This window comes from Prochlorococcus marinus str. MIT 0917, assembly GCF_027359575.1.
Taxonomy (GTDB): domain Bacteria; phylum Cyanobacteriota; class Cyanobacteriia; order PCC-6307; family Cyanobiaceae; genus Prochlorococcus_B; species Prochlorococcus_B marinus_D.
In genome coordinates, this window is record NZ_CP114784.1 from 412,546 (window position 1) to 430,253 (window position 17,708).

A 17,708-nucleotide genomic window follows, 5' to 3' on the forward strand; every position below is an offset into this window, starting at 1 on the left:
TGAGAGGAGATAAACGTAAGTTACCAAAAATTAAATAACCGCTTGAAAATGAACATATCTGGCTAGGAAGGGAAAAGTTATGTATAGCTAGATATTTTTCAAATCCTGAAGCTCATACAATGTTTTATAGAAATTGAATAAATAATCAACAAAAACATTTTAATTAAACAAAAACAGTATTTATTCTCATGTCTACAAGATATTTATACCATAGTTTTAAAAAATACATCCTTTCTAATGACCATACCAGAGAAATATCCGGAGAATGTTCCATGGGATTTAAGAACTGTCGATCAAAGTAAATACAAATCAATTCAATGGATGCTTTCCAAGGCAGACATTGTTTATACATTCTCAAGGAGTCGTTTAGACGATAATTATGTATACATACAAAGGAACGATGGCAAAAGAAAGGCATATAAAGAATACGAGGCAAGATTTACTTACCAAAGATTATTTGACGAGGGATATTCATTGGCTGCCTTTTCCTGATTGAATAACTAATTATTGACGTTGAAGATCATAAGTGTAGTCTAAAAGATATACTCATTTTTAATACATGCCACGGGTAAAAAGAGAGAAGTATCCAGAAAAGGCTCCATGGGATTTAGGACCATTATCTGAGCATAAATCTCTAGAGAATTGGAGGCTAGTAAGAGGATCTGAAATTGTCATCTTTGCTAGGAAAGGTGAAGACAACCACTATTTCATCATGCAAAGAGATGATAAAGAGCCTATTGAAATCCTCGCATTTCAAGCAAGACTCACATATCAACAACTTTTAGATAAAGGCTTCAAACTAGAAGTCTCATAAAAATATCCTCAAAAAATATAAACTATTCTTGTAAAATCATGACAGAATTAGAAGAGCTAGAAGACATAGTTGGATGTCTTGAAAGCATAGAGCCATTTGGAATAGAACCAGACTTCAGTTCATTAGGTCTAGAGCCAGCAGAAGTATTAGGTTTTCAAACTGAAGAAGAATTGGAAAATGCTATAAAACTTCTAACAATGGACGTCAAGCAAAGTAGCCGTGTCCTGATTAATATTTAATATATTTATAAAATTCAAAATCAATCAGGTTAACATAGTTAGATAGTTAAGTTGACAAATAATTTAGTGATGTATTTCTTCAATAAGCTCGTTCTCAGATTCAAATACAGGTCCAGTCCAAATAGTCCAACAGAATATAATCGTGACAGGGCAAAGTAAAATAACAATAAAAGGGGAAAGATATTTTAAGAAATTTATATTATGCATCTCATTTATAAGTTACTAACATGATAACGTTTGGAAAATCTAATGTCATAAATCTAACAGTTTAATATTGTCAAAAATTTGCAAAAACTTTTATAAGGTTTGTAAATTAGAAGGAAGTTCCTTAAGAGGTAAATACTGTTATGAATTCTTAAGTGAAGTAAAAAACAAAAGATGCTTACTTAAAAAATTAAAGTAATATATTAGCTATACAAAAGCAAGTTGGAATTCACTGAATTGTTAAAGCTAAGAGTAGAAAGTTTTATGACTCTTTTTCCTCGAGTTTCTCAAAACATTGCTTGCACATAATCAACCCTTTCCTCCTCCAGAAAGTTTCAGCTGAATTTTTTTTGCATAATTGACAATGAAATAATTGTTTCTCCATTGCAAATCTTATCAATGATTATGCCCAGTCAGTATCTTCTAAAAGAGATGAATATTCTGAACTATCAAAGAAAGTATCCTCGTTAAGAAGATCGTCGACTTCAGCACGAAGCCAGTAACTTAAAGCCATTGTAATAAAAAAAGTTAGGTCAAACGAAACCTGGAATAATCCAGCCGGTAAATCCATAATTGACTACAGCCGCAAGAAGGCCCATCATCGCTAGACGGCCATTCATTATTTCAGCTGTTTTCCAGTAGTTAGTTTCCTTGTTCATCACACAAAACCTGGAATGATTTGACCTGTTGTTGCATAAGCACCAACCAGAGCGATGCATCCAAACAATGCTGCATAACCGTTAAGTCTTTCTGCAGTTACCTTTTCAGGATCAATGTTTCTGTTGTTGTTATTGATTTTAGTAGTCATTAAACAACACCCGGAATGATTTGACCGGTTGTTAGATATGCACCTATTAGTGCCCAGCATCCAACAAATGCTGCGTAGCCATTTAGTCTTTCAGCAATAACTTTGCCTTCTTCAACTCTTGGAGTTTCAGTGATTTGGTTTTTCATTAAACAACACCTGGGATAAGTTGACCAGTTGTCAGGTAGATACCTGTTAGTAGAACGAATGCCATCATGGCTGGTCTGCCGATGCTTCTTTCTAGGATTGTTTTGTTAGATGGTTGCATTGTTGTGAGTAGTAATTGGTTTAGAAAATTCCAGGAATGATTTGACCTGTTGTTGCGTATGCACCGAAGGCTGCAACGAAACCAAGCATTGCTGCCCAACCGTTAAATTTTTCTGCTTCTGGAGTCATGATGAATTCCGAGATGTGTATGTGAATAAATGTAAACCAATTATTAAACTACGTAAAGCCCTAAAAGTACGGCTTGCCTCATGAATATCAAATTCAGACGCAACGGATACAAAAAACATCGTTGATGCAGTCAATCTGACTACACAAATGAGAAATCAAGCCATTAAAAAAAAACCTTCCAGATGAATTAACTAATAAAAAAAGTGTGACACTAGTGTATATCAGCAGCAGATTTATTTTGTTATCTCAGATTTCAGCTATAAAAAAAGTCAATTTCTTTAGCTTGTAATCCATCCCAACCAGCATTGATTAATCGTGTATTCAAAGTGTCTTGGTCAAAATGTTTAGATCCCGTTTTAACAATACGGTTTCGCATTGATTTCTTAACTCCACTTCTTTTACGCGCATTTTCTTTATCCATGACATCCCTGTAGAGGGTTAGCATTTCAGATGGTATAGGACTTCCATCTAGATCTAATCCAGCTTGGATAGCGTTATCAATTGCATCTGGGCCAGAAAACTCCACAATAAAAAAGCGTAGTAGACTTATTCTCCTATCTCATCTACCAAATTTCTGGAATTCTTAGTAGAACGAAGAAAGGTTATGTGAAATTTTACTTTAAGCGATAAATGACTGAAAGATTATTGGCTGGCATATCAATTACGTTATCAAGTTTAAATCCATTTTCAAATGCAATATCGTTAACATTTTCTAAGTCACGAAGCCCCCAGAGCGGGTTTTGTATTTTTAAGGATTGATCAAAATTCAAATTACTTTCTGAAGTTTGTTTCTCTTTTCTTAAGAAAGGTCCATAGAGCATCAAAAAATTACTTTGATCTAAAAAATTCTTTGATTGTTCAAACAAAGATCTTGTACAACTCCATGGTGCGATATGAATCATATTTATGCAAACAATTCCTTTAATTAAATCCCCAAGTCGATTAGTAATTGGCCAAGGACGCATTTCTACATCAAGATCAAGAGGTTCCGGCATTTTTGAATAAAGCCCCTCATGCAAAATCCATGAAGTAATACTTTTTCTATGTAAAAATTCGGGATCACTAGTTTGCCAAGTAATTGATGGGAATTTTTTTTGAAAGAAAACTCCATGTTCTCCACTACCACTGGCTATTTCTAAAAGCAAGCTATTAGGAGAAATAAAATTGCTTAAAACTGAAGCGATGAAATCACGGTTCCTTGTCGTGGCAGGAAAATTTAGGCGATAGTCGGGATTTATATTGTCCATGAATTATCAATAGTTAACAAGGCTAATGAATTGGAATTGTTTGGATGTTTTTCCTTAGAAAAATCTTTAATAACAAAAATAATCATTATTAGTAAAGGAGCTATAAATGCGGATGAGGCAACTGCTCCAATAATTCGTCTTGAATTTAATAAGGGCTTTTTAACTAATGGATCACCGCAGAGGCCACAAAACAAAACACCATCACTACTGATTTTATGAAATTGATAACGAGAAGAGCAGAAAGGGCAATGATATCGGTTCATTTCAGATCTTACAAAAAACAAAATTTATCTATATTAAATACGCCTACCATTGTATAAAGCAAACTAATTTGATTAAATGTAGGACTGAAAAATGAGAGAAGAAAATGAGGTATCAAATCACCTTATAAGGAATCTTGAAAGAATATCTCCAGAAAATTCTATCTGTAATTACAAATATGGAAGAAAAGCCTTCTTATCATTAGGACAAGGAAATATCCGTGAATGGTTGGAGACATTTCTTCCGAATACAAGAATAATTTTAGAACCAAAAATTATTGGATCAATCATTGGCATTCAATATATCAATGGAGAATTAGAAAAGGTGATAAATAAAAATAGTATGGACATTACAGAAAGTGTCAAGTCTTTGAAAATTATTCCTGATAGCCTACCGATTAAAAACACAATAGAAATACAAGGAGTTCTTTACGACGATCTAAATTTCTCAACTAGAAAAAATGAAACTGAATTTATAGAAATTCATAATTTCATATCGCAGTCTAAAAGACTAAAATTTTGCGCTTTTCAAATATGTCATTGCAATATAAATCATTTTCAATCACTTAAAGAGTTAAAACATCTAAAATTTGAAATTCCTCAAACTCAATTTACAAACTTCATTTCAGATATCGAAATCTATCTTCAATGCTGGAGAGAGGGTAAGTTATTTAAAAGCTATCCAACAAATGGACTAGTATTGAAAATCAATTCAAGAAAATTGCAAAAGTATCTTGGAGAAAATAACCTATCAATACCCTGGGCATACGCCATAAATTAATGATTATTGCTACAGCGCAAAAAGCCTCACAAGTAATGGGAGGAGTAGAGATCCTTTCCCCGATGGGATTAACCATCTTAACCATAGGAATACTATTTACAGTAGGCGTACCACTAACAATGATTTTAAGAGGAAAGAAAGATTAAGTTATTTTCACTGACGATTTTAACGATAAAGAAAGTTGTGAGTAACTAAACAAACAACTACAAAATAGGGATTTAGATTAAACTCGTTAAAAGCAAGATTTAATGCAAGAAAGATATGAATAAAGATATTAAAATTCTAATTCCTTATATCAACACCTTATTTAAGTATATTCATGGTAAGAAATTTCATTTCAATTTGGTATTGCTATCAGGATTACTCTTGGTACCATTGCAACAAACTAGATCGGAAGAACTTTTTCTAAAATGTGTTGGTAAATATGAAATAAATAGAGGTCCTCTAATAAAACCAGATTGGGAAACGAGCTACCTAACAATTAATCTAGATGGATTAATATCTACTATTTATGATAAAGGAATAAAAAAAGAAGGAAGGACTATGATTAGACGTAATTCATACACAATTACGCACAGAGATAATAGAAACAGCGTCAAGAATATCTACAAAATAAATGGAAATCATGGAACATACTCAGTTGAATCCCCTCAAAGGAATAGAACATTAATAGGCACTTGTCAAAAAGGAAGAGGATAAGAAGATAGATTTAAAACTATAAAATACTAATCAACTATGTCCGAAATGGACTATTTTTACTTCTTTTACTTTGATCAAGGCCTTGGGCTCTGCGGTTTTTGGCAACACCTCCAATCCCAATCACTAAAAAAATCATGTATAAAAGTATAGTAGAAATAATCGTAATGATTGCAATCGTGGCAAAATTCATTAAAAAAATATTTATTTAATTTGTTCTCTTAATCTAACAGGAAGTATAAATACAACCACTTAAGTAAAGACAACAGTAACGCCGCTAATAAGAATGGCAAAGGTAATAATGAAAAAAGGCAGAACCTGAATTTTATTGTTATTCATAGATCTCAAATATTTTTTATACCGTAATAAAAATCACAAAGAGGACGAGATCAATAACTACGCAAAAACATTAGTAATAACCGGCCTAGAATAATTATTTTGTATAAAGCATTTATTTAACAAGACTTTAAGTAGAAAAATTACTAGCTAGAATTTAAAAATGCTGTCAATCTTAAGTTGATATGTGGGTAAGCATAGATCTTTGCTTAGTACCAATAGGGGTAGGTGTCTCATTATCTCCATACATAAAGACGTGCTTATCAATTATTGAGGAACATAAGCTTGAGTATGAACTGGGTCCAAATGGAACTGCAATTGAAGGGGAGTGGGATCAAGTTTTTGAATGCGTAAAGAAATGCCATGAGGCAGTTCATATCAAAGGTGTTCCACGTGTCTATACAACATTAAAAGTAAATACACGTACAGATAAGAAGCAATTATTTAAAGAAAAAGTGGAAAGTGTAAGAGGCTCATAGCGAAAGAATTTAATAGCATTAAGAAAAGGTTTAAAACCCTAAGACAAAAGAAAGATCCCAACAATTACCCATGCATATCTAGCTCACTACTGATATAAAAGAGATACCAGAATGGTAATTAATGACTATCTTTGCTCGTCTAAGCAGATCAGAAGTTATTCACGGAAGAGTAGCTATGTTTATCGTTGCTATCTGGTTATTCACAAACTGTCTGATTCGTTAAGAATGGCTAACCCTATTAAAACTTGGTTTTTTGAATTAATCGAAGATGCGATAGGCAGTAAAGCCATGGAGCAATTTAAGAAAGAAGAAGACATAAAGAATTCAGAATCAAATGACGAGTCCAAACAAAATTAGATGTTAATGACTCCTAATTAATTAGATAACCACAGAATCAATCCCATTCAGCCGCAACGGCTCTTAAACCACTAGCAATGATCTCGTTGGGGCAATTAGTGTCTTCCTTTAAGGCCTTAGCTGCAAGGTGAACGTTCTCCCAAAATACTGACACTGCTCCTGTTTTTTGATCATCAGAGAATTTAAACTCCTCAAAAGCTTTTGGCATTTTCCTATTTTTTTAAGTTCTAGCAAAAAATTCATTCGTCAACTTCAATTTTCACAACTTCAATGTAATTATCTTTTTTATTGTCTAAAAATAGTTTCCTTGTGATTAAAACTGCCATGGTCGTTAAAAATATAAAGCCAACACTTTGAACAAAATCTATATAGGTTGCCAAAAAATGATTCATTAGGAACTTGATTTTTTCAAATGTAGAGGAAAAAAATCAAATGACAAATTCAGCAAGTCAAAAGCAATAAACAGTAACGTACTAATCTGTTGAAGCGAAATAACTATCCTTCAATAAAGTACCAGTACCTAGATCAAAAACATTTTCCAAATTAGATAACAACTCTTTTAATTCTTCTCCACTGATTCTTTTAATTTCTTGGTAAGTTTCTTTAGACATGGAAAATTAAAATCAGATGCAAATTTAACCACTACCAATCAGTCTCAGTGACCGTAAAGACCCATAGGGGTAATTGCCTTTCGGTATACTTCAATAAAAAAATAATGATAATAATAGGTTTGCCTATATTAAAATTTCTAATCAATACCTCAAAGAAAATAACTATAACTATGAGTAATAGATGTTAAGTAATTATTCCTACACGGCTAATAGAGGTTTGTTCTTATATTTTTTGAACTTCTCAGGACAACCTTCTTTTTATACTGAGCTTTAGAAGGTTGTTTCTTTGAATAAAAAACGTCAGTGCTCCCCCCCAGAAGCCAATCAATTGATGACCAATGCAATTGATTGCCTGACGTACATTTATCTTAAAATCTCCTTTTCTTCAATGGTTCTGTAGGACCGTACGTATTTGGCAGGGAAACCGTAGAAATTACAAACCTAATTAAATTAGACATTTAAAAAGGGCCCTAGGGGGCCCTTTTCCTTTACCGATTCTTTAGAAGCTTCTGGATATTGGTGGCCTGGGGCCAAGTGTCTAGTAGAAAGGCTTTTGTACTCCGTTAGGGCACCTAAACGATGCAGAGGAGTTTCGACTGAATTGACGCACCTAAATCATTGATCCTTGTCGCATCAGACGAATAGCCTACTTATTCATTGAGAATGTTGGAGCAGGAACCAGAATTCAGTTCGCTTCTCTTAAATACTCAGGTGGAGTGTCGACCATCAATGGTGCCTCTGAGCTCAACAAACGTATCTTTGCTCTATTTGCACCTCAACGCAATCAGCCTTAATGCCCATTGCATTTCCACTTAACCTGATCAAAAATAGTAAGCTTGAGGTATAAGACTTAATCTCAAATCAAACCATCAATATGTTGAGAGAACAAACAAGTAAACAAGATCAAATAACCATTTTCGGAGAAATAGCTAAAGGATGAGAACTGATCATCAAAAAATAGAATTTTTTGATTCATCTAAGGAAGCATTTTTTACTGATTCAAATGAATCAACAAGCTCGGTTAATAAAAATATCCCTAAATACTTAGACGACGGGTCTTACGTATATGCAAATACGAAAAAACTTAGTGAAACGTAGCTTGAAGAGTTAAAAAGTCAGAACTGGAGGGAATACCCAGAAAACTTTAAGATATTTTTATTCGATTTTTGTATCTTAAATTGTGATGCATATTCCAAACACTTCCCAATTCAAAGTAGTTTTAGCAATTTACTAATACGATCCGCTTAGTAAAGGAACACGATAGTTTGCTGGCGTGGCATAGGGAGAATTCATCTATCACAGAATATTTAAAGATATCCGATAATATATTTATTGATTTTGGGCCACCAATATGATGCGTTATTGAAGGCAAGGTAGAAGATTTTAAATTGAAGAAATAACTTTATTTCTCACCTAATGCTTGAAACAACTGTATGTACAATTGATGTGAATGTACCTTACGATGAATGGATGAGAAGGTTTGACAACGAAGAGGCTCCAGCGAGATCAGCCAAAGGAATAAAGGTGATTTTCAGAGGTGTCAGCAAAAACAATCCTGAAAAAGGGATCGTTGTAGTTCAAGCTTTAGAGGGTGTCTTTGGGAAACATATACAAGAGAACATTGAAATATTTGAAAGAAAATATGCAGTCATGAGTACGGCAGAACCTAGTGTATGGTCTTGAGGATCCACATTGCTTAGTTATAAATAAAGAATCAAGTCAAAAGATTAGTCTCAATTAAACCTCAACAATGATTAGAAATCTGTTTTTCTTAATTCTCGGAGCATTTAGCGGTCTTTGGTTTATATGGCCTCAAATTATTACGACCAAAGGTTGGGAATGCACAAAAGATGTTATTGCATCTTCTAATGAAGACTTAACAGATATTGAATCATTAGTTGAATCATTGCCAAACAGAATCAAAGTAGGCTTAGCTGTTTCCCCTAAAACATTGCTAAAGAGAGAGAACCTTACTCGTATTGAGAAGCTCAGAATTGTTGGAGATGCTTGCTTTAGATAATTTAAAAACCTCAAGGAATAATTATCATTATTAATACCAACAATAAGTTGACGTCTCAACTTATTAAAGCAATTGCTTCTTTTAATTCGTTCGCATGATTGACCTCATCCTGAGCAATTTCACGTATCCTCTGATCGTTTGGATTAACGGTTAGATAATTTGCATAAGTTTCATACGCATGCTCTTCAATTTTTATATTGATATCGTATGCATTTGACGGTGATAGTAAGTAATAAGAAACCATTACCCAGTAATAGAAGAGCACTAAATGCCTGGCAAGAAATCGATCAACCCAATATGTATTGCCGCCTCGTGACTCCATCTCCTCTAAATGCTCCGTCTCATTGATTGCTTGGTAAAAATGAGCCTTCATAAGCTTGTTACTTAAAGGAGTCTTTAGACCAAGCGACTCTTGTAAATGCAAAACAGATAAGAATGCAAAATAAGGGGCTCTAGCAATTACCTCAAGAACCCAAAAACGTTGGATAGGTCTACCTTTGTAGATTCGATCAAGTACACATACACTAAAATCTAAAACAAATGAATTAAATTTTTCCATAATCCCTTAGATCACAATTTAAGTATAAATACTTAACAAAAGAATATTAGCCATAACATATTTATTTAACTATCGATAACGACTGGAGCTGAATAGGTGAGCAGACTAATAATTAAATCTATCTTGCTCGAACAGGTTGGTAAGCAGGAATCATCTTTCCTCCACCGAAATCGTCATCATCGTCTGGAAGAGCTCTTGAAATGAGTTCTACGAGAACTAGAGCAGCCATAGGATAGAAACACCATAAAACAGCTTTCCAGATGGGAAATGAGTCAACTAGCTGAAGCTCAGACATGTATCAGAAAATTGTTTGCATAAACCTAACTGATCTACAAATATTTAGTGTTACGGTTAGCACGAAGTGAATGTTTATCTAATCGAAACTTGTGTAAATAAATTACTTCAAGCTGTCATAGTTTTCCACAGCTTCAGAGTCACTAAATAACTCCCAGTTCTAAATAAAAAGCAATTCCAATAAAAAAGACCCTAGGTATGGTGTCCTACAGGCCTGGGTGATGGGGATCTTATTTTTAACTGTTTTTCAACCAAATTGCAACCCCTACCATATCTGGTGTTAAAAAGATTAAAAAAACAGAAAACATGACCCATATCTGGAATGATTAGCTTGCGTAATATGTACACAGCGAGTAGTATTTTCGAATTACTGGGTGATGGGGATCTCTCAGTATCTTCTCCCTCAAATTTGAGGGTTTTTTTATGCCATGAATTTCTCCACGTAATTTCAAAGATGGATTAAGGCAAAATTAGTGAAAAACTATTCTGATCCTTATTTTTTTTCAAAATCGAAAAGATGGAACAAGTAACTGATGCAATTGGTAATCCCACAGCACTCTTAGTAGAAAGAATTTTTTGGTTGGGGTTAGGTGCATTTTTAGGACTGGCAATAATTACTTCTTTACTAAGAGGATTAAAAGAAGAAAAAAACAAAACGACACCAGTTTCACCTGATCAATTAGAGAATCTTGCAAAAAAAGCGATCCAACAAAACAGTGATAGCAATTGATATTAGTTATCAGATATTTTTATAGCCACAAACAAATTTAATTATAGTAATGGGGCGAGAACCGTACAATCAGCTACCACTGATTAGATGATAAGCATATATGCTTAATACATATTCACAAAAACAATGAAATTAGTTCCTTACATATTCATGGCTGTTGCAATCTTCTCAGAAGTTTCAACAATTGCTACAACTCCTGTTATCTAACTGAATCTCATTAATTGAGTATTCAGACCTAACGCGTTCGGGTGAACACCGACGTTAGATTGTTTATAACTGATTTATATCCATGCTCAAAAAAATATTTAGGGCTGCTAGCTTTTTAGCTTTGTCTGTTTTTTTAAGTTCGACAACTATTTTTTCAGGAATCAACCATGTAGTGGCGGCGCAAATGGATTCTGATATGAATGAAGACAACTCTATGGGTATTGTGATCGAAGAGTCGAGTGATGCCTTGGATGATTCGAAAACTAGTGCTGCCCCAGACCTTGGAGATGATCAAGCATTTCCTTTTATTCCAGGTTTTGGTAAAAATTCCGGTAAAGACTGATTATCTTTTTATTGAAAGTATTGATTGACAATAAATTACTAATTTTTTCGAAAGCTATAAAAAATCAACAGATATAAGTGGTAATTAGCTAAACCATTTTCATGGAAAAATGGGAATCAAAAATAATCATTTTTGTTATGTTTGCAGTGCTTGCAATAGGGTCAATTGCGCCATTGATAAGGATGATCAGTGATCGTATTTCCTAAGAATTAATTTGCTTGGACAAGGTGAGATTATTGGAGGAACTATTCCTAACATGATTGCTTTTGGCATTTTTTTCTTATTTAAATTTTTATTTTGCAAAAACTGGAAAAAATGGATTAAATGCTCGAATGGAACAAAAAAAATCTAGAGAAAAATCTCTAGATTTATATGAAGATTGATCTGTCTAAAGCTATTTAGAATATACCAGGAATAATTTGACCAGTAGTGATATAAGCGCCAAGTAAAGCAATCATTCCAATCATTGCCCAACGGCCATTGGTCTTTTCTGCTTCCTCAGGGTAGTTGGAATAGTTTTCAACTAATTGAGTTTGTACTTGGGTAGCAAACATGTTTTGCTTGCCATATTCAGTAATGATCTGGTTAGAAGCAGAACTGTAAGCAGGGATTCCTGTTGGATCAACAGATTGTCCTTCTGATTGATTATCAGTTGGATCTATTGATTGATCAGAAACTGGGTTACTAGAAATCATATAAGAACCTAAAAAATACCTGGAATGATTTGACCTGTTGTTGCGTAAGCACCGAAAGCAGCAATAAAGCCGATCATTGCCATCCAACCATTAAACTTTTCTGCTTCTGGAGTCACGAGATTAAACTCAAATAATGGCCATGAATGTAAAGGAAAAGTAAAGGAATGTAAAGGGGGCACCCGTACACAGCAAAAGTTATCAGGGGTATTAGCTGAAGCAATATTTTTTATCCACGGTCTAAATAACAATTCCACTAACTTTGTTGAACTTAATTCAACTAGATGGATTTAATACCAGGTGTAGTTCTTTTCTTTGGAGCCATTGGAACTGTGGCTTTACTTGGTTGGGATACTTTCCAAAATCGTAAGCCAATTACTAAAGCTGAAATGCAGCAGTCTCGTGGAACTAGAGCAGCTAAGCCACAACCAAAGAGAAGAGGGTTGTTTAACAGAGGATAATTATGGGTGAAATTCAAACATACGCTTCAAACTCAGGAGATTTTAATTTCCTTTTCGTTCTAGTCATTGTTGGGACTTATCTTCTTTATGAGGTTGGAAAGGCAATAATGGACAACAACGATGATGATGACATGGATGGAGGAATGACGATGCGTGTAGCAGATGGAGCACAGGCCTGAATTGACTACCAAAATAATATGTACTAATTGACAACAAAAATTTGTCGTCTTTTAACAGGTTTAGGGTGAATTGAATCTATAATTAGTCATCTATTTAATTAAAAATTTTGAGCGAAGAAAATATCAAAAGAAAAATAGATGCTTTATTAAAAGAACTTCAGGAGAAAACTGGTGTTTCGGATGAAGAGATGGACGAATTTAAACAAATAATGGAACTAGCAGATTTTTCACAAGACCAAGGATAATTTATGTATGAGTCGGGATGAATGAAGGTTTAGCGAGATGCGAGTTTTGACCAAATAAGCAGTACCAACACGTTAAACAATGCATATCCAATAGCAATCTGAAGTTGGTAAAAATAACCAACAATCGAAGAGGATCCCACAATGATCAAACTAGTAATAAAAATATCTCTTGAAAAATTCACCTAAAAAAATCAAGCACTAAACATATTCAGATTGAAAATAAAATCAAGAAAGTCTTATTTGATTTTCAATCGAATAAGCATTGCTTGTGCAGGCCTCATTGCCTGTAACTTGAGAAACAGCAATAACGAGAAGACTTAGAGAACCAACCGCTAGAGAAATTGTTCTAATAGCACTGGCTTTCTTAGAGATTTTCTTGCTCATATCAAAAAATCTTGATGTAATAAGAATATGATAACTATCCAAGCATAAAAGAGTATCCATTGATACCTAGTAGAAATAATTACCTAAAAATTATTAGAACAATTCTGAATAGAGGTAAATCAATTGATAGCTAGATTAAAATTGATTGCTTTAATTACAAGCTTGAGATGGTTGTTGCGAGCTTTCTTTTAACAGTTCAATCCAATCTTGCAAAGAATTTAATGAGTCAATATTCAATTGGTAATAAACCCATCTACCAGTCTGCCTATCGGTAATCAAACCTGCGTCTTTTAAAACTTTTAAATGAAAAGATATTTTCGATTGAGCCAATCCAATTTCATTGATCAAATCGCAAACACATCGTTCTCCTCCTGAAAGAGACTCAATGATTTGCAATCGCAATGGATCAGATAAAGCTTTTAGCAATTTCCTAGCCATTGCATTTTCAAGAACTACTTCGCTCTTTGTCGCTGTGGCCATCACAGAAGGAAAAATATAATCACATGATAAAACAAACCGCAGAAAAGGCTTGCATCGACAAACCTCTATACATCAATATAAATTGATATGAGGAATATAATCCTTTATTGATTCACTCAATCAACTCAATTACACGTTATGCGAATCGGTATTAATGGTTTCGGTCGAATAGGACGACTTGTTCTAAGAGCGCTCTGGGGTAGAGAAAATATCGAGATTACACATATCAACGATCCATTGGGTGATGCAAAGGGAGCTGCGCATTTACTTGAATTTGATTCAGTACATGGTCGTTGGAACAAAGCAATAAGCAACGACCAAAACAACCTGAGTATTGAAAGTCAACCAATATCTTTTTCTCAAGAAAGTGATTTCACAAAAGTGCCATGGAAGGAAAAAGGAATAGAACTAATTCTCGAATGTTCAGGAAAATTCAAAACCCCTCAAACATTAAATCCATATTTCGATACTCTTGGAATGAAAAGAGTTGTCGTTGCATGTCCTGTTAAAGGTGAAATACAGGGAGAGGATGCTCTAAATATCGTCTACGGTATTAATCATGATTTATATGAGCCCAATAAACATCGCTTAGTAACAGCAGCATCCTGCACAACTAATTGCTTAGCTCCTGTCGTGAAGGTCGTTAATCAAACCTTTGGTATTAAGCATGGAAGCATCACTACACTCCATGACCTAACAAATACTCAGGTAATCGTTGATTCATTTAAGCCAGATTTAAGAAGAGCCAGAAGCGGATCACAAAGCTTAATTCCAACAACGACAGGATCAGCAAAAGCGATAGGGATGATATTCCCTGAATTACAAGGAAAATTAAATGGTCATGCAGTTCGAGTTCCTCTCCTCAATGGATCTTTAACTGATGCTGTATTTGAATTAGAAAAAGAGGTCATGCAAGAAGAAGTCAATCATGTGTTCAAAAAAGCTTCCGAACAAGAACTAAAAGGAATACTTGGTTACGAAGAAAAGCCACTTGTATCAATCGATTATGTCAATGACTCGAGAAGCTCAATCATTGATGCTCTTTCAACCATGGTGGTCAATAAAACTCAACTGAAAGTCTATATTTGGTATGACAATGAATGGGGTTATAGCTGTCGAATGGCAGATCTCGTTTGCCATGTCATAAATCTCGAAAAAGGCTAAAAATAAAAACATGCGATTAACTGCATTGCAACAATATGGAATAGTAACGACCAACTATTGGGCATTCACACTGACAGATGGTGCTCTAAGAATGCTAGTGATTTTTCACTTTCATAGCCTTGGATATACAACATTAGAAATTGCATTCTTATTCCTTTTCTATGAGTTCTTTGGCGTCATCACTAATCTCTATGGAGGTTGGATAGGAGCAAGATATGGATTACGTCTAACACTTTGGGGAGGAACTCTTTTACAAATCGGCGCCTTATTGATGTTGATACCCGTTTCAAGTGGTTGGTCGAAACTTTTGAGTGTCATTTATGTCATGGTTGCTCAAGCGATTAGTGGCATAGCAAAAGATCTCAATAAGATGAGTGCTAAAAGTGCCATCAAAACTGTCGTTCCAGACTCCTCAGAAGAAGATGGTGGAAATAATCAATTATTTAAATGGGTAGCTATCTTAACTGGTTCAAAAAATGCTCTCAAAGGAGTTGGATTCTTTCTTGGTGGACTTTTGCTTACAAGTTTTGGATTTAATAAAGCAGTTGAATTAATGGCTATCGGTTTAGGTCTGTCATTTCTAATGACATTAATTTTGCCTGGAGATATTGGAAAGATGAAAAACAAACCAATCTTTAAAGACTTATTTTCTAAATCTCAAGGGATCAATGTCCTCTCTTTTGCACGCTTTTTTCTCTTTGGGGCAAGAGACGTATGGTTCGTCGTTGCACTACCTGTTTTTCTTGAAACGTATCTAAATTGGAATTTTTCTGAGATTGGAGCTTTTCTAGGATTGTGGGTTATTGGTTATGGTTTTATTCAAGCGTTTGCGCCCTCTTTAAGAAATTTATGGGGAAATAAAACAAGCCCAGGAGTTTCTTCTGTTCAATTCTGGAGCGCTGCCTTAACTGCAATACCAGCGCTAATAGCAATAGCACTATGGCGACAAAGCAATCCAGAAATAGCAATTACAGCTGGATTGATATTATTTGGGTTCATATTTGCAATGAACTCATCAATACATTCATATATGGTTCTTGCTTATACGGACAAGGAAAACGTGAGTCTAAACGTAGGCTTCTATTACATGGCAAATGCGGCAGGGAGACTGATTGGTACTCTCCTATCAGGAGTTTTATTCATGCTTGGAGCTAATGCCTCTATAGGAATGCAACTATGTTTATGGTGTTCAAGCCTATTTGTATTTATCTCATTGTTGACTAGTTTACGACTACCTCCAGTATCAAATACAAAAGCTATAAAAAATTCCTAAGACCTTCAATTAAAAAAATTAAATATCAAGGGAAAGAAGGACTACTGAACCTCTGATTCTCTGTCATATTCAAGTCCAACTTCATTCATCCAAGCTGATTTCGTTTTACAGTTTTTACCATGCTCGGCAAGATGTAATCCCTCAATCGAAATAAATAGAACTAGTAGTGAAACTGGAATCCACCAGATGGGTGATCCAACTATTTCCTTCCAATTATTCATTGATTCTTTTTTTTTCATATTAAAGAGCTTTTTTTAAGCTTAAGTTAAGAAGTTACTAGCAAGCAAAAACAGACAATAAAAAAAGGAGGCTAATGCCTCCTTTATAAGAGCATGAGGTTTAATTTATTTACCAATACGCTTAACCGCAGCACGAGACTTGGCAAGAATATCACCTTTAAGAGGTACAAATCCAAGAGGGGGAGCCTTAGCCTGGGCTTTATCACTTAGCAGGTAGTTAAGTGATTCTTGGACGGCTTTAGTATTTCTACCATTACCAGTCTCGTAAGCAAGAATCCATGTAAGCGTAGCGATTGGATATGCACCCTTAGCTTTTGGGTTAGGATTTTTACCAGCTAAATTTTTATCTAGTTTTATACCATTAAGAGCTTTTGCTCCTGCTTCTGTTGTTGGCTTTAAAAACTCACCAGATAAATTTTGAAGAGCGGCAGGTTTAATTACACCTCTAATATATGACTGGTTTACATAACCAATTGCACCAGGAGTATTACGAATTACGCCTGCAACACCTGCGTTACCTTTTCCACCAACACCAGCAGGCCAAGCAATAGATTTACCTGTTCCTAAATTCCATGTCTTAGAGAAAGCTTGCATAGAGTTTGAAAAAGCCTTGGTTGTACCGGAGCCATCAGAGCGATGTGCCCATGTCATTTTTCCTGCAGGACAACCAACTTCTTTCCAATTTGAGATTTTACCCATAGCAACGCGAACAGCTTGCTCTTGAGTAAGTTTAAGATCGCATTCATAGTTGTATCCAAAGGCGATTGTTCCACCAACCATTGGGATTTGGACTAATCCACGAGTAACTTTTGCAATATCTGTTGCTTTCATTGGATCATCAGAAGCACCGAAGTTAACGGTTTCATCAATGAAAGCTTTACGGCCAGAACCTGAACCAACAGCTTGATAGTTGACTCGAGGTCCACCTTCTTTAGCTAAATCAGAAAACCAACGAGTGTAGATTTTAGCGGGAAAGGATGCACCTGCTCCACTAAGACGACTAGCCGCATTTGCGGACATGCCTGCGCCCACTGCAAGCAAAGAAGTAAAGGTGAGGGCCTTCTTAGCGAAGGTCATGAGGCCTAATAAAAAAACTTGCTCTTATTTCATAGCATCTAATTGATCAAAATATTTGTCATTGGAAATCAAATTAGCAATTCATCAATTTTTCTTGATCTATTCATAACCTTTCGATTAACCAAGATTAATTTAC

37 protein-coding genes are annotated in these 17,708 nt (G+C 34.7%); 18 read left to right on the plus strand and 19 right to left on the minus strand.

The window, feature by feature from the left end:
* Positions 1–237 precede the first annotated feature (237 nt).
* The 3 genes from O5637_RS02260 (at position 238) to O5637_RS02270 (ending at position 1,053) form a co-directional block, all read left to right on the plus strand.
* The gene (locus O5637_RS02260) at positions 238–492 is read left to right on the plus strand and encodes a hypothetical protein (RefSeq protein ID WP_269605751.1); all 255 of its coding nucleotides are present in this window, start codon (positions 238–240) and stop codon (positions 490–492) included.
* 67 nt (positions 493–559) lie between these two features.
* On the plus strand, positions 560–814 hold the full coding sequence (locus O5637_RS02265) for a hypothetical protein (RefSeq protein ID WP_269605753.1): 255 nt from the start codon (positions 560–562) through the stop codon (positions 812–814).
* A 38-nt stretch (positions 815–852) separates the two neighbouring features.
* A complete protein-coding gene (locus tag O5637_RS02270) occupies positions 853–1,053 on the plus strand; it encodes a hypothetical protein (protein ID WP_269605754.1) in 201 nt (66 codons plus the stop codon).
* 737 nt (positions 1,054–1,790) lie between these two features.
* Here the strand turns inward: O5637_RS02270 and O5637_RS02275 are convergent.
* From O5637_RS02275 to O5637_RS02310, 8 genes are all read right to left on the minus strand, one after another.
* The gene (locus O5637_RS02275; protein WP_011823785.1) at positions 1,791–1,916 is read right to left on the minus strand and encodes a chlorophyll a/b-binding protein; all 126 of its coding nucleotides are present in this window, start codon (positions 1,914–1,916) and stop codon (positions 1,791–1,793) included.
* Positions 1,916–2,065 carry a high light inducible protein gene (locus O5637_RS02280; protein ID WP_269605756.1) on the minus strand — a complete coding sequence of 50 codons (150 nt, stop codon included), beginning with the start codon at positions 2,063–2,065 and terminating at the stop codon, positions 1,916–1,918. The genes O5637_RS02275 and O5637_RS02280 overlap by 1 nt, the downstream gene beginning before the upstream one ends.
* On the minus strand, positions 2,065–2,211 hold the full coding sequence (locus O5637_RS02285) for a high light inducible protein (RefSeq protein ID WP_269605758.1): 147 nt from the start codon (positions 2,209–2,211) through the stop codon (positions 2,065–2,067). The genes O5637_RS02280 and O5637_RS02285 overlap by 1 nt, the downstream gene beginning before the upstream one ends.
* Positions 2,211–2,330, minus strand: a complete 120-nt coding sequence (locus O5637_RS02290; RefSeq protein WP_011294968.1) for a high light inducible protein — start codon at positions 2,328–2,330, stop codon at positions 2,211–2,213. Before O5637_RS02290 ends, O5637_RS02285 begins: the two co-directional genes overlap by 1 nt.
* 20 nt (positions 2,331–2,350) lie before the next feature.
* The gene (locus O5637_RS02295) at positions 2,351–2,458 is read right to left on the minus strand and encodes a high light inducible protein (protein ID WP_011125327.1); all 108 of its coding nucleotides are present in this window, start codon (positions 2,456–2,458) and stop codon (positions 2,351–2,353) included.
* Positions 2,459–2,711: 253 nt separating this feature from the next.
* Entirely contained in the window at positions 2,712–2,984 is a 273-nt protein-coding gene (locus O5637_RS02300; RefSeq protein WP_269605764.1) for a DUF4090 family protein, read from the minus strand.
* A gap of 88 nt (positions 2,985–3,072) precedes the next feature.
* A complete protein-coding gene (locus O5637_RS02305; RefSeq protein ID WP_269605766.1) occupies positions 3,073–3,705 on the minus strand; it encodes a DUF938 domain-containing protein in 633 nt (210 codons plus the stop codon).
* A complete protein-coding gene (locus O5637_RS02310) occupies positions 3,693–3,968 on the minus strand; it encodes a hypothetical protein (protein ID WP_269605768.1) in 276 nt (91 codons plus the stop codon). Before O5637_RS02310 ends, O5637_RS02305 begins: the two co-directional genes overlap by 13 nt.
* A 91-nt stretch (positions 3,969–4,059) precedes the next feature.
* On the opposite strand from O5637_RS02310, the gene O5637_RS02315 reads away from it, so the two are divergent.
* The 6 genes from O5637_RS02315 (at position 4,060) to O5637_RS02335 (ending at position 6,614) form a co-directional block, all read left to right on the plus strand.
* Entirely contained in the window at positions 4,060–4,746 is a 687-nt protein-coding gene (locus O5637_RS02315) for a hypothetical protein (RefSeq protein WP_269605770.1), read from the plus strand.
* Positions 4,746–4,892, plus strand: a complete 147-nt coding sequence (locus O5637_RS02320) for a hypothetical protein (RefSeq protein ID WP_269605772.1) — start codon at positions 4,746–4,748, stop codon at positions 4,890–4,892. The genes O5637_RS02315 and O5637_RS02320 overlap by 1 nt, the downstream gene beginning before the upstream one ends.
* A 115-nt stretch (positions 4,893–5,007) precedes the next feature.
* Positions 5,008–5,445: a hypothetical protein gene (locus O5637_RS02325; RefSeq protein ID WP_269605774.1), complete on the plus strand. Its 438-nt coding sequence runs from the start codon at positions 5,008–5,010 to the stop codon at positions 5,443–5,445.
* A gap of 518 nt (positions 5,446–5,963) precedes the next feature.
* Positions 5,964–6,257 carry an MTH1187 family thiamine-binding protein gene (locus tag O5637_RS02330; RefSeq protein ID WP_269605776.1) on the plus strand — a complete coding sequence of 98 codons (294 nt, stop codon included), beginning with the start codon at positions 5,964–5,966 and terminating at the stop codon, positions 6,255–6,257.
* Positions 6,258–6,378: 121 nt separating this feature from the next.
* Entirely contained in the window at positions 6,379–6,480 is a 102-nt protein-coding gene (locus O5637_RS10795) for a chlorophyll a/b-binding protein (protein ID WP_420063724.1), read from the plus strand.
* A gap of 2 nt (positions 6,481–6,482) precedes the next feature.
* A complete protein-coding gene (locus O5637_RS02335; RefSeq protein ID WP_269605778.1) occupies positions 6,483–6,614 on the plus strand; it encodes a hypothetical protein in 132 nt (43 codons plus the stop codon).
* Positions 6,615–6,651: 37 nt separating this feature from the next.
* On the opposite strand, the gene O5637_RS02340 is transcribed toward O5637_RS02335, so the two are convergent.
* The 3 genes from O5637_RS02340 to O5637_RS02350 form a co-directional block, all read right to left on the minus strand.
* Positions 6,652–6,822 carry a hypothetical protein gene (locus O5637_RS02340; RefSeq protein ID WP_269605780.1) on the minus strand — a complete coding sequence of 57 codons (171 nt, stop codon included), beginning with the start codon at positions 6,820–6,822 and terminating at the stop codon, positions 6,652–6,654.
* Between the two features lie 31 nt (positions 6,823–6,853).
* Complete coding sequence (locus tag O5637_RS02345; protein ID WP_269605782.1) at positions 6,854–7,006, minus strand: hypothetical protein; 153 nt, start codon at positions 7,004–7,006, stop codon at positions 6,854–6,856.
* Positions 7,007–7,087: 81 nt separating this feature from the next.
* A complete protein-coding gene (locus O5637_RS02350; RefSeq protein WP_269605784.1) occupies positions 7,088–7,225 on the minus strand; it encodes a hypothetical protein in 138 nt (45 codons plus the stop codon).
* A 1,416-nt stretch (positions 7,226–8,641) separates the two neighbouring features.
* Between O5637_RS02350 and O5637_RS02355 the strand changes: the two genes are divergently transcribed.
* Both O5637_RS02355 and O5637_RS02360 read left to right on the plus strand, forming a co-directional pair.
* A complete protein-coding gene (locus O5637_RS02355; protein ID WP_269605786.1) occupies positions 8,642–8,908 on the plus strand; it encodes a DUF3764 family protein in 267 nt (88 codons plus the stop codon).
* A 67-nt stretch (positions 8,909–8,975) separates the two neighbouring features.
* Complete coding sequence (locus O5637_RS02360; RefSeq protein WP_269605788.1) at positions 8,976–9,245, plus strand: hypothetical protein; 270 nt, start codon at positions 8,976–8,978, stop codon at positions 9,243–9,245.
* 55 nt (positions 9,246–9,300) lie between these two features.
* On the opposite strand, the gene O5637_RS02365 is transcribed toward O5637_RS02360, so the two are convergent.
* Both O5637_RS02365 and O5637_RS02370 read right to left on the minus strand, forming a co-directional pair.
* Positions 9,301–9,804: an alternative oxidase gene (locus tag O5637_RS02365; protein ID WP_269605790.1), complete on the minus strand. Its 504-nt coding sequence runs from the start codon at positions 9,802–9,804 to the stop codon at positions 9,301–9,303.
* Positions 9,805–9,922: 118 nt separating this feature from the next.
* Complete coding sequence (locus O5637_RS02370) at positions 9,923–10,099, minus strand: hypothetical protein (protein WP_269605792.1); 177 nt, start codon at positions 10,097–10,099, stop codon at positions 9,923–9,925.
* Between the two features lie 516 nt (positions 10,100–10,615).
* Here O5637_RS02370 and O5637_RS02375 point away from each other — a divergent pair.
* Together O5637_RS02375 and O5637_RS02380 are read left to right on the plus strand one after the other, a co-directional pair.
* Positions 10,616–10,828 (plus strand): hypothetical protein, encoded by a 213-nt coding sequence (locus tag O5637_RS02375; protein ID WP_269605794.1) that lies wholly within the window; start codon positions 10,616–10,618, stop codon positions 10,826–10,828.
* Between the two features lie 403 nt (positions 10,829–11,231).
* Entirely contained in the window at positions 11,232–11,378 is a 147-nt protein-coding gene (locus tag O5637_RS02380) for a hypothetical protein (protein ID WP_269605796.1), read from the plus strand.
* Between the two features lie 398 nt (positions 11,379–11,776).
* On the opposite strand, the gene O5637_RS02385 is transcribed toward O5637_RS02380, so the two are convergent.
* Together O5637_RS02385 and O5637_RS02390 are read right to left on the minus strand one after the other, a co-directional pair.
* On the minus strand, positions 11,777–11,932 hold the full coding sequence (locus O5637_RS02385) for a high light inducible protein (RefSeq protein WP_187146463.1): 156 nt from the start codon (positions 11,930–11,932) through the stop codon (positions 11,777–11,779).
* A 149-nt stretch (positions 11,933–12,081) separates the two neighbouring features.
* Positions 12,082–12,189: a high light inducible protein gene (locus O5637_RS02390; protein ID WP_011294533.1), complete on the minus strand. Its 108-nt coding sequence runs from the start codon at positions 12,187–12,189 to the stop codon at positions 12,082–12,084.
* Between the two features lie 165 nt (positions 12,190–12,354).
* Between O5637_RS02390 and O5637_RS02395 the strand changes: the two genes are divergently transcribed.
* The 3 genes from O5637_RS02395 to O5637_RS02405 all read left to right on the plus strand — a co-directional run bounded on the left by O5637_RS02395 (position 12,355) and on the right by O5637_RS02405 (position 12,955).
* Positions 12,355–12,531: a hypothetical protein gene (locus O5637_RS02395; protein ID WP_269605797.1), complete on the plus strand. Its 177-nt coding sequence runs from the start codon at positions 12,355–12,357 to the stop codon at positions 12,529–12,531.
* Positions 12,532–12,533: 2 nt separating this feature from the next.
* On the plus strand, positions 12,534–12,710 hold the full coding sequence (locus O5637_RS02400) for a hypothetical protein (protein WP_269605798.1): 177 nt from the start codon (positions 12,534–12,536) through the stop codon (positions 12,708–12,710).
* 107 nt (positions 12,711–12,817) lie between these two features.
* Positions 12,818–12,955, plus strand: coding sequence for a hypothetical protein (locus O5637_RS02405; RefSeq protein WP_269605800.1), 138 nt, complete (start codon positions 12,818–12,820; stop codon positions 12,953–12,955).
* 225 nt (positions 12,956–13,180) lie between these two features.
* Here the strand turns inward: O5637_RS02405 and O5637_RS02410 are convergent, their stop codons facing one another.
* Together O5637_RS02410 and O5637_RS02415 are read right to left on the minus strand one after the other, a co-directional pair.
* Positions 13,181–13,399, minus strand: coding sequence for a hypothetical protein (locus tag O5637_RS02410; protein WP_219045868.1), 219 nt, complete (start codon positions 13,397–13,399; stop codon positions 13,181–13,183).
* A 90-nt stretch (positions 13,400–13,489) separates the two neighbouring features.
* Positions 13,490–13,819 (minus strand): ArsR/SmtB family transcription factor, encoded by a 330-nt coding sequence (locus O5637_RS02415; protein ID WP_269605804.1) that lies wholly within the window; start codon positions 13,817–13,819, stop codon positions 13,490–13,492.
* Positions 13,820–13,957: 138 nt separating this feature from the next.
* On the opposite strand from O5637_RS02415, the gene O5637_RS02420 reads away from it, so the two are divergent.
* Together O5637_RS02420 and arsJ are read left to right on the plus strand one after the other, a co-directional pair.
* A complete protein-coding gene (locus O5637_RS02420; RefSeq protein ID WP_269605806.1) occupies positions 13,958–14,983 on the plus strand; it encodes an ArsJ-associated glyceraldehyde-3-phosphate dehydrogenase in 1,026 nt (341 codons plus the stop codon).
* A gap of 10 nt (positions 14,984–14,993) precedes the next feature.
* Positions 14,994–16,256: an organoarsenical effux MFS transporter ArsJ gene (gene arsJ / locus O5637_RS02425; RefSeq protein WP_269605808.1), complete on the plus strand. Its 1,263-nt coding sequence runs from the start codon at positions 14,994–14,996 to the stop codon at positions 16,254–16,256.
* A 41-nt stretch (positions 16,257–16,297) separates the two neighbouring features.
* Here the strand turns inward: arsJ and O5637_RS02430 are convergent, their stop codons facing one another.
* Together O5637_RS02430 and pstS are read right to left on the minus strand one after the other, a co-directional pair.
* Complete coding sequence (locus tag O5637_RS02430) at positions 16,298–16,495, minus strand: hypothetical protein (RefSeq protein WP_158466684.1); 198 nt, start codon at positions 16,493–16,495, stop codon at positions 16,298–16,300.
* Positions 16,496–16,600: 105 nt separating this feature from the next.
* Complete coding sequence (gene pstS, locus O5637_RS02435; RefSeq protein ID WP_269605810.1) at positions 16,601–17,572, minus strand: phosphate ABC transporter substrate-binding protein PstS; 972 nt, start codon at positions 17,570–17,572, stop codon at positions 16,601–16,603.
* Between the last annotated feature and the right edge of the window lie 136 nt (positions 17,573–17,708).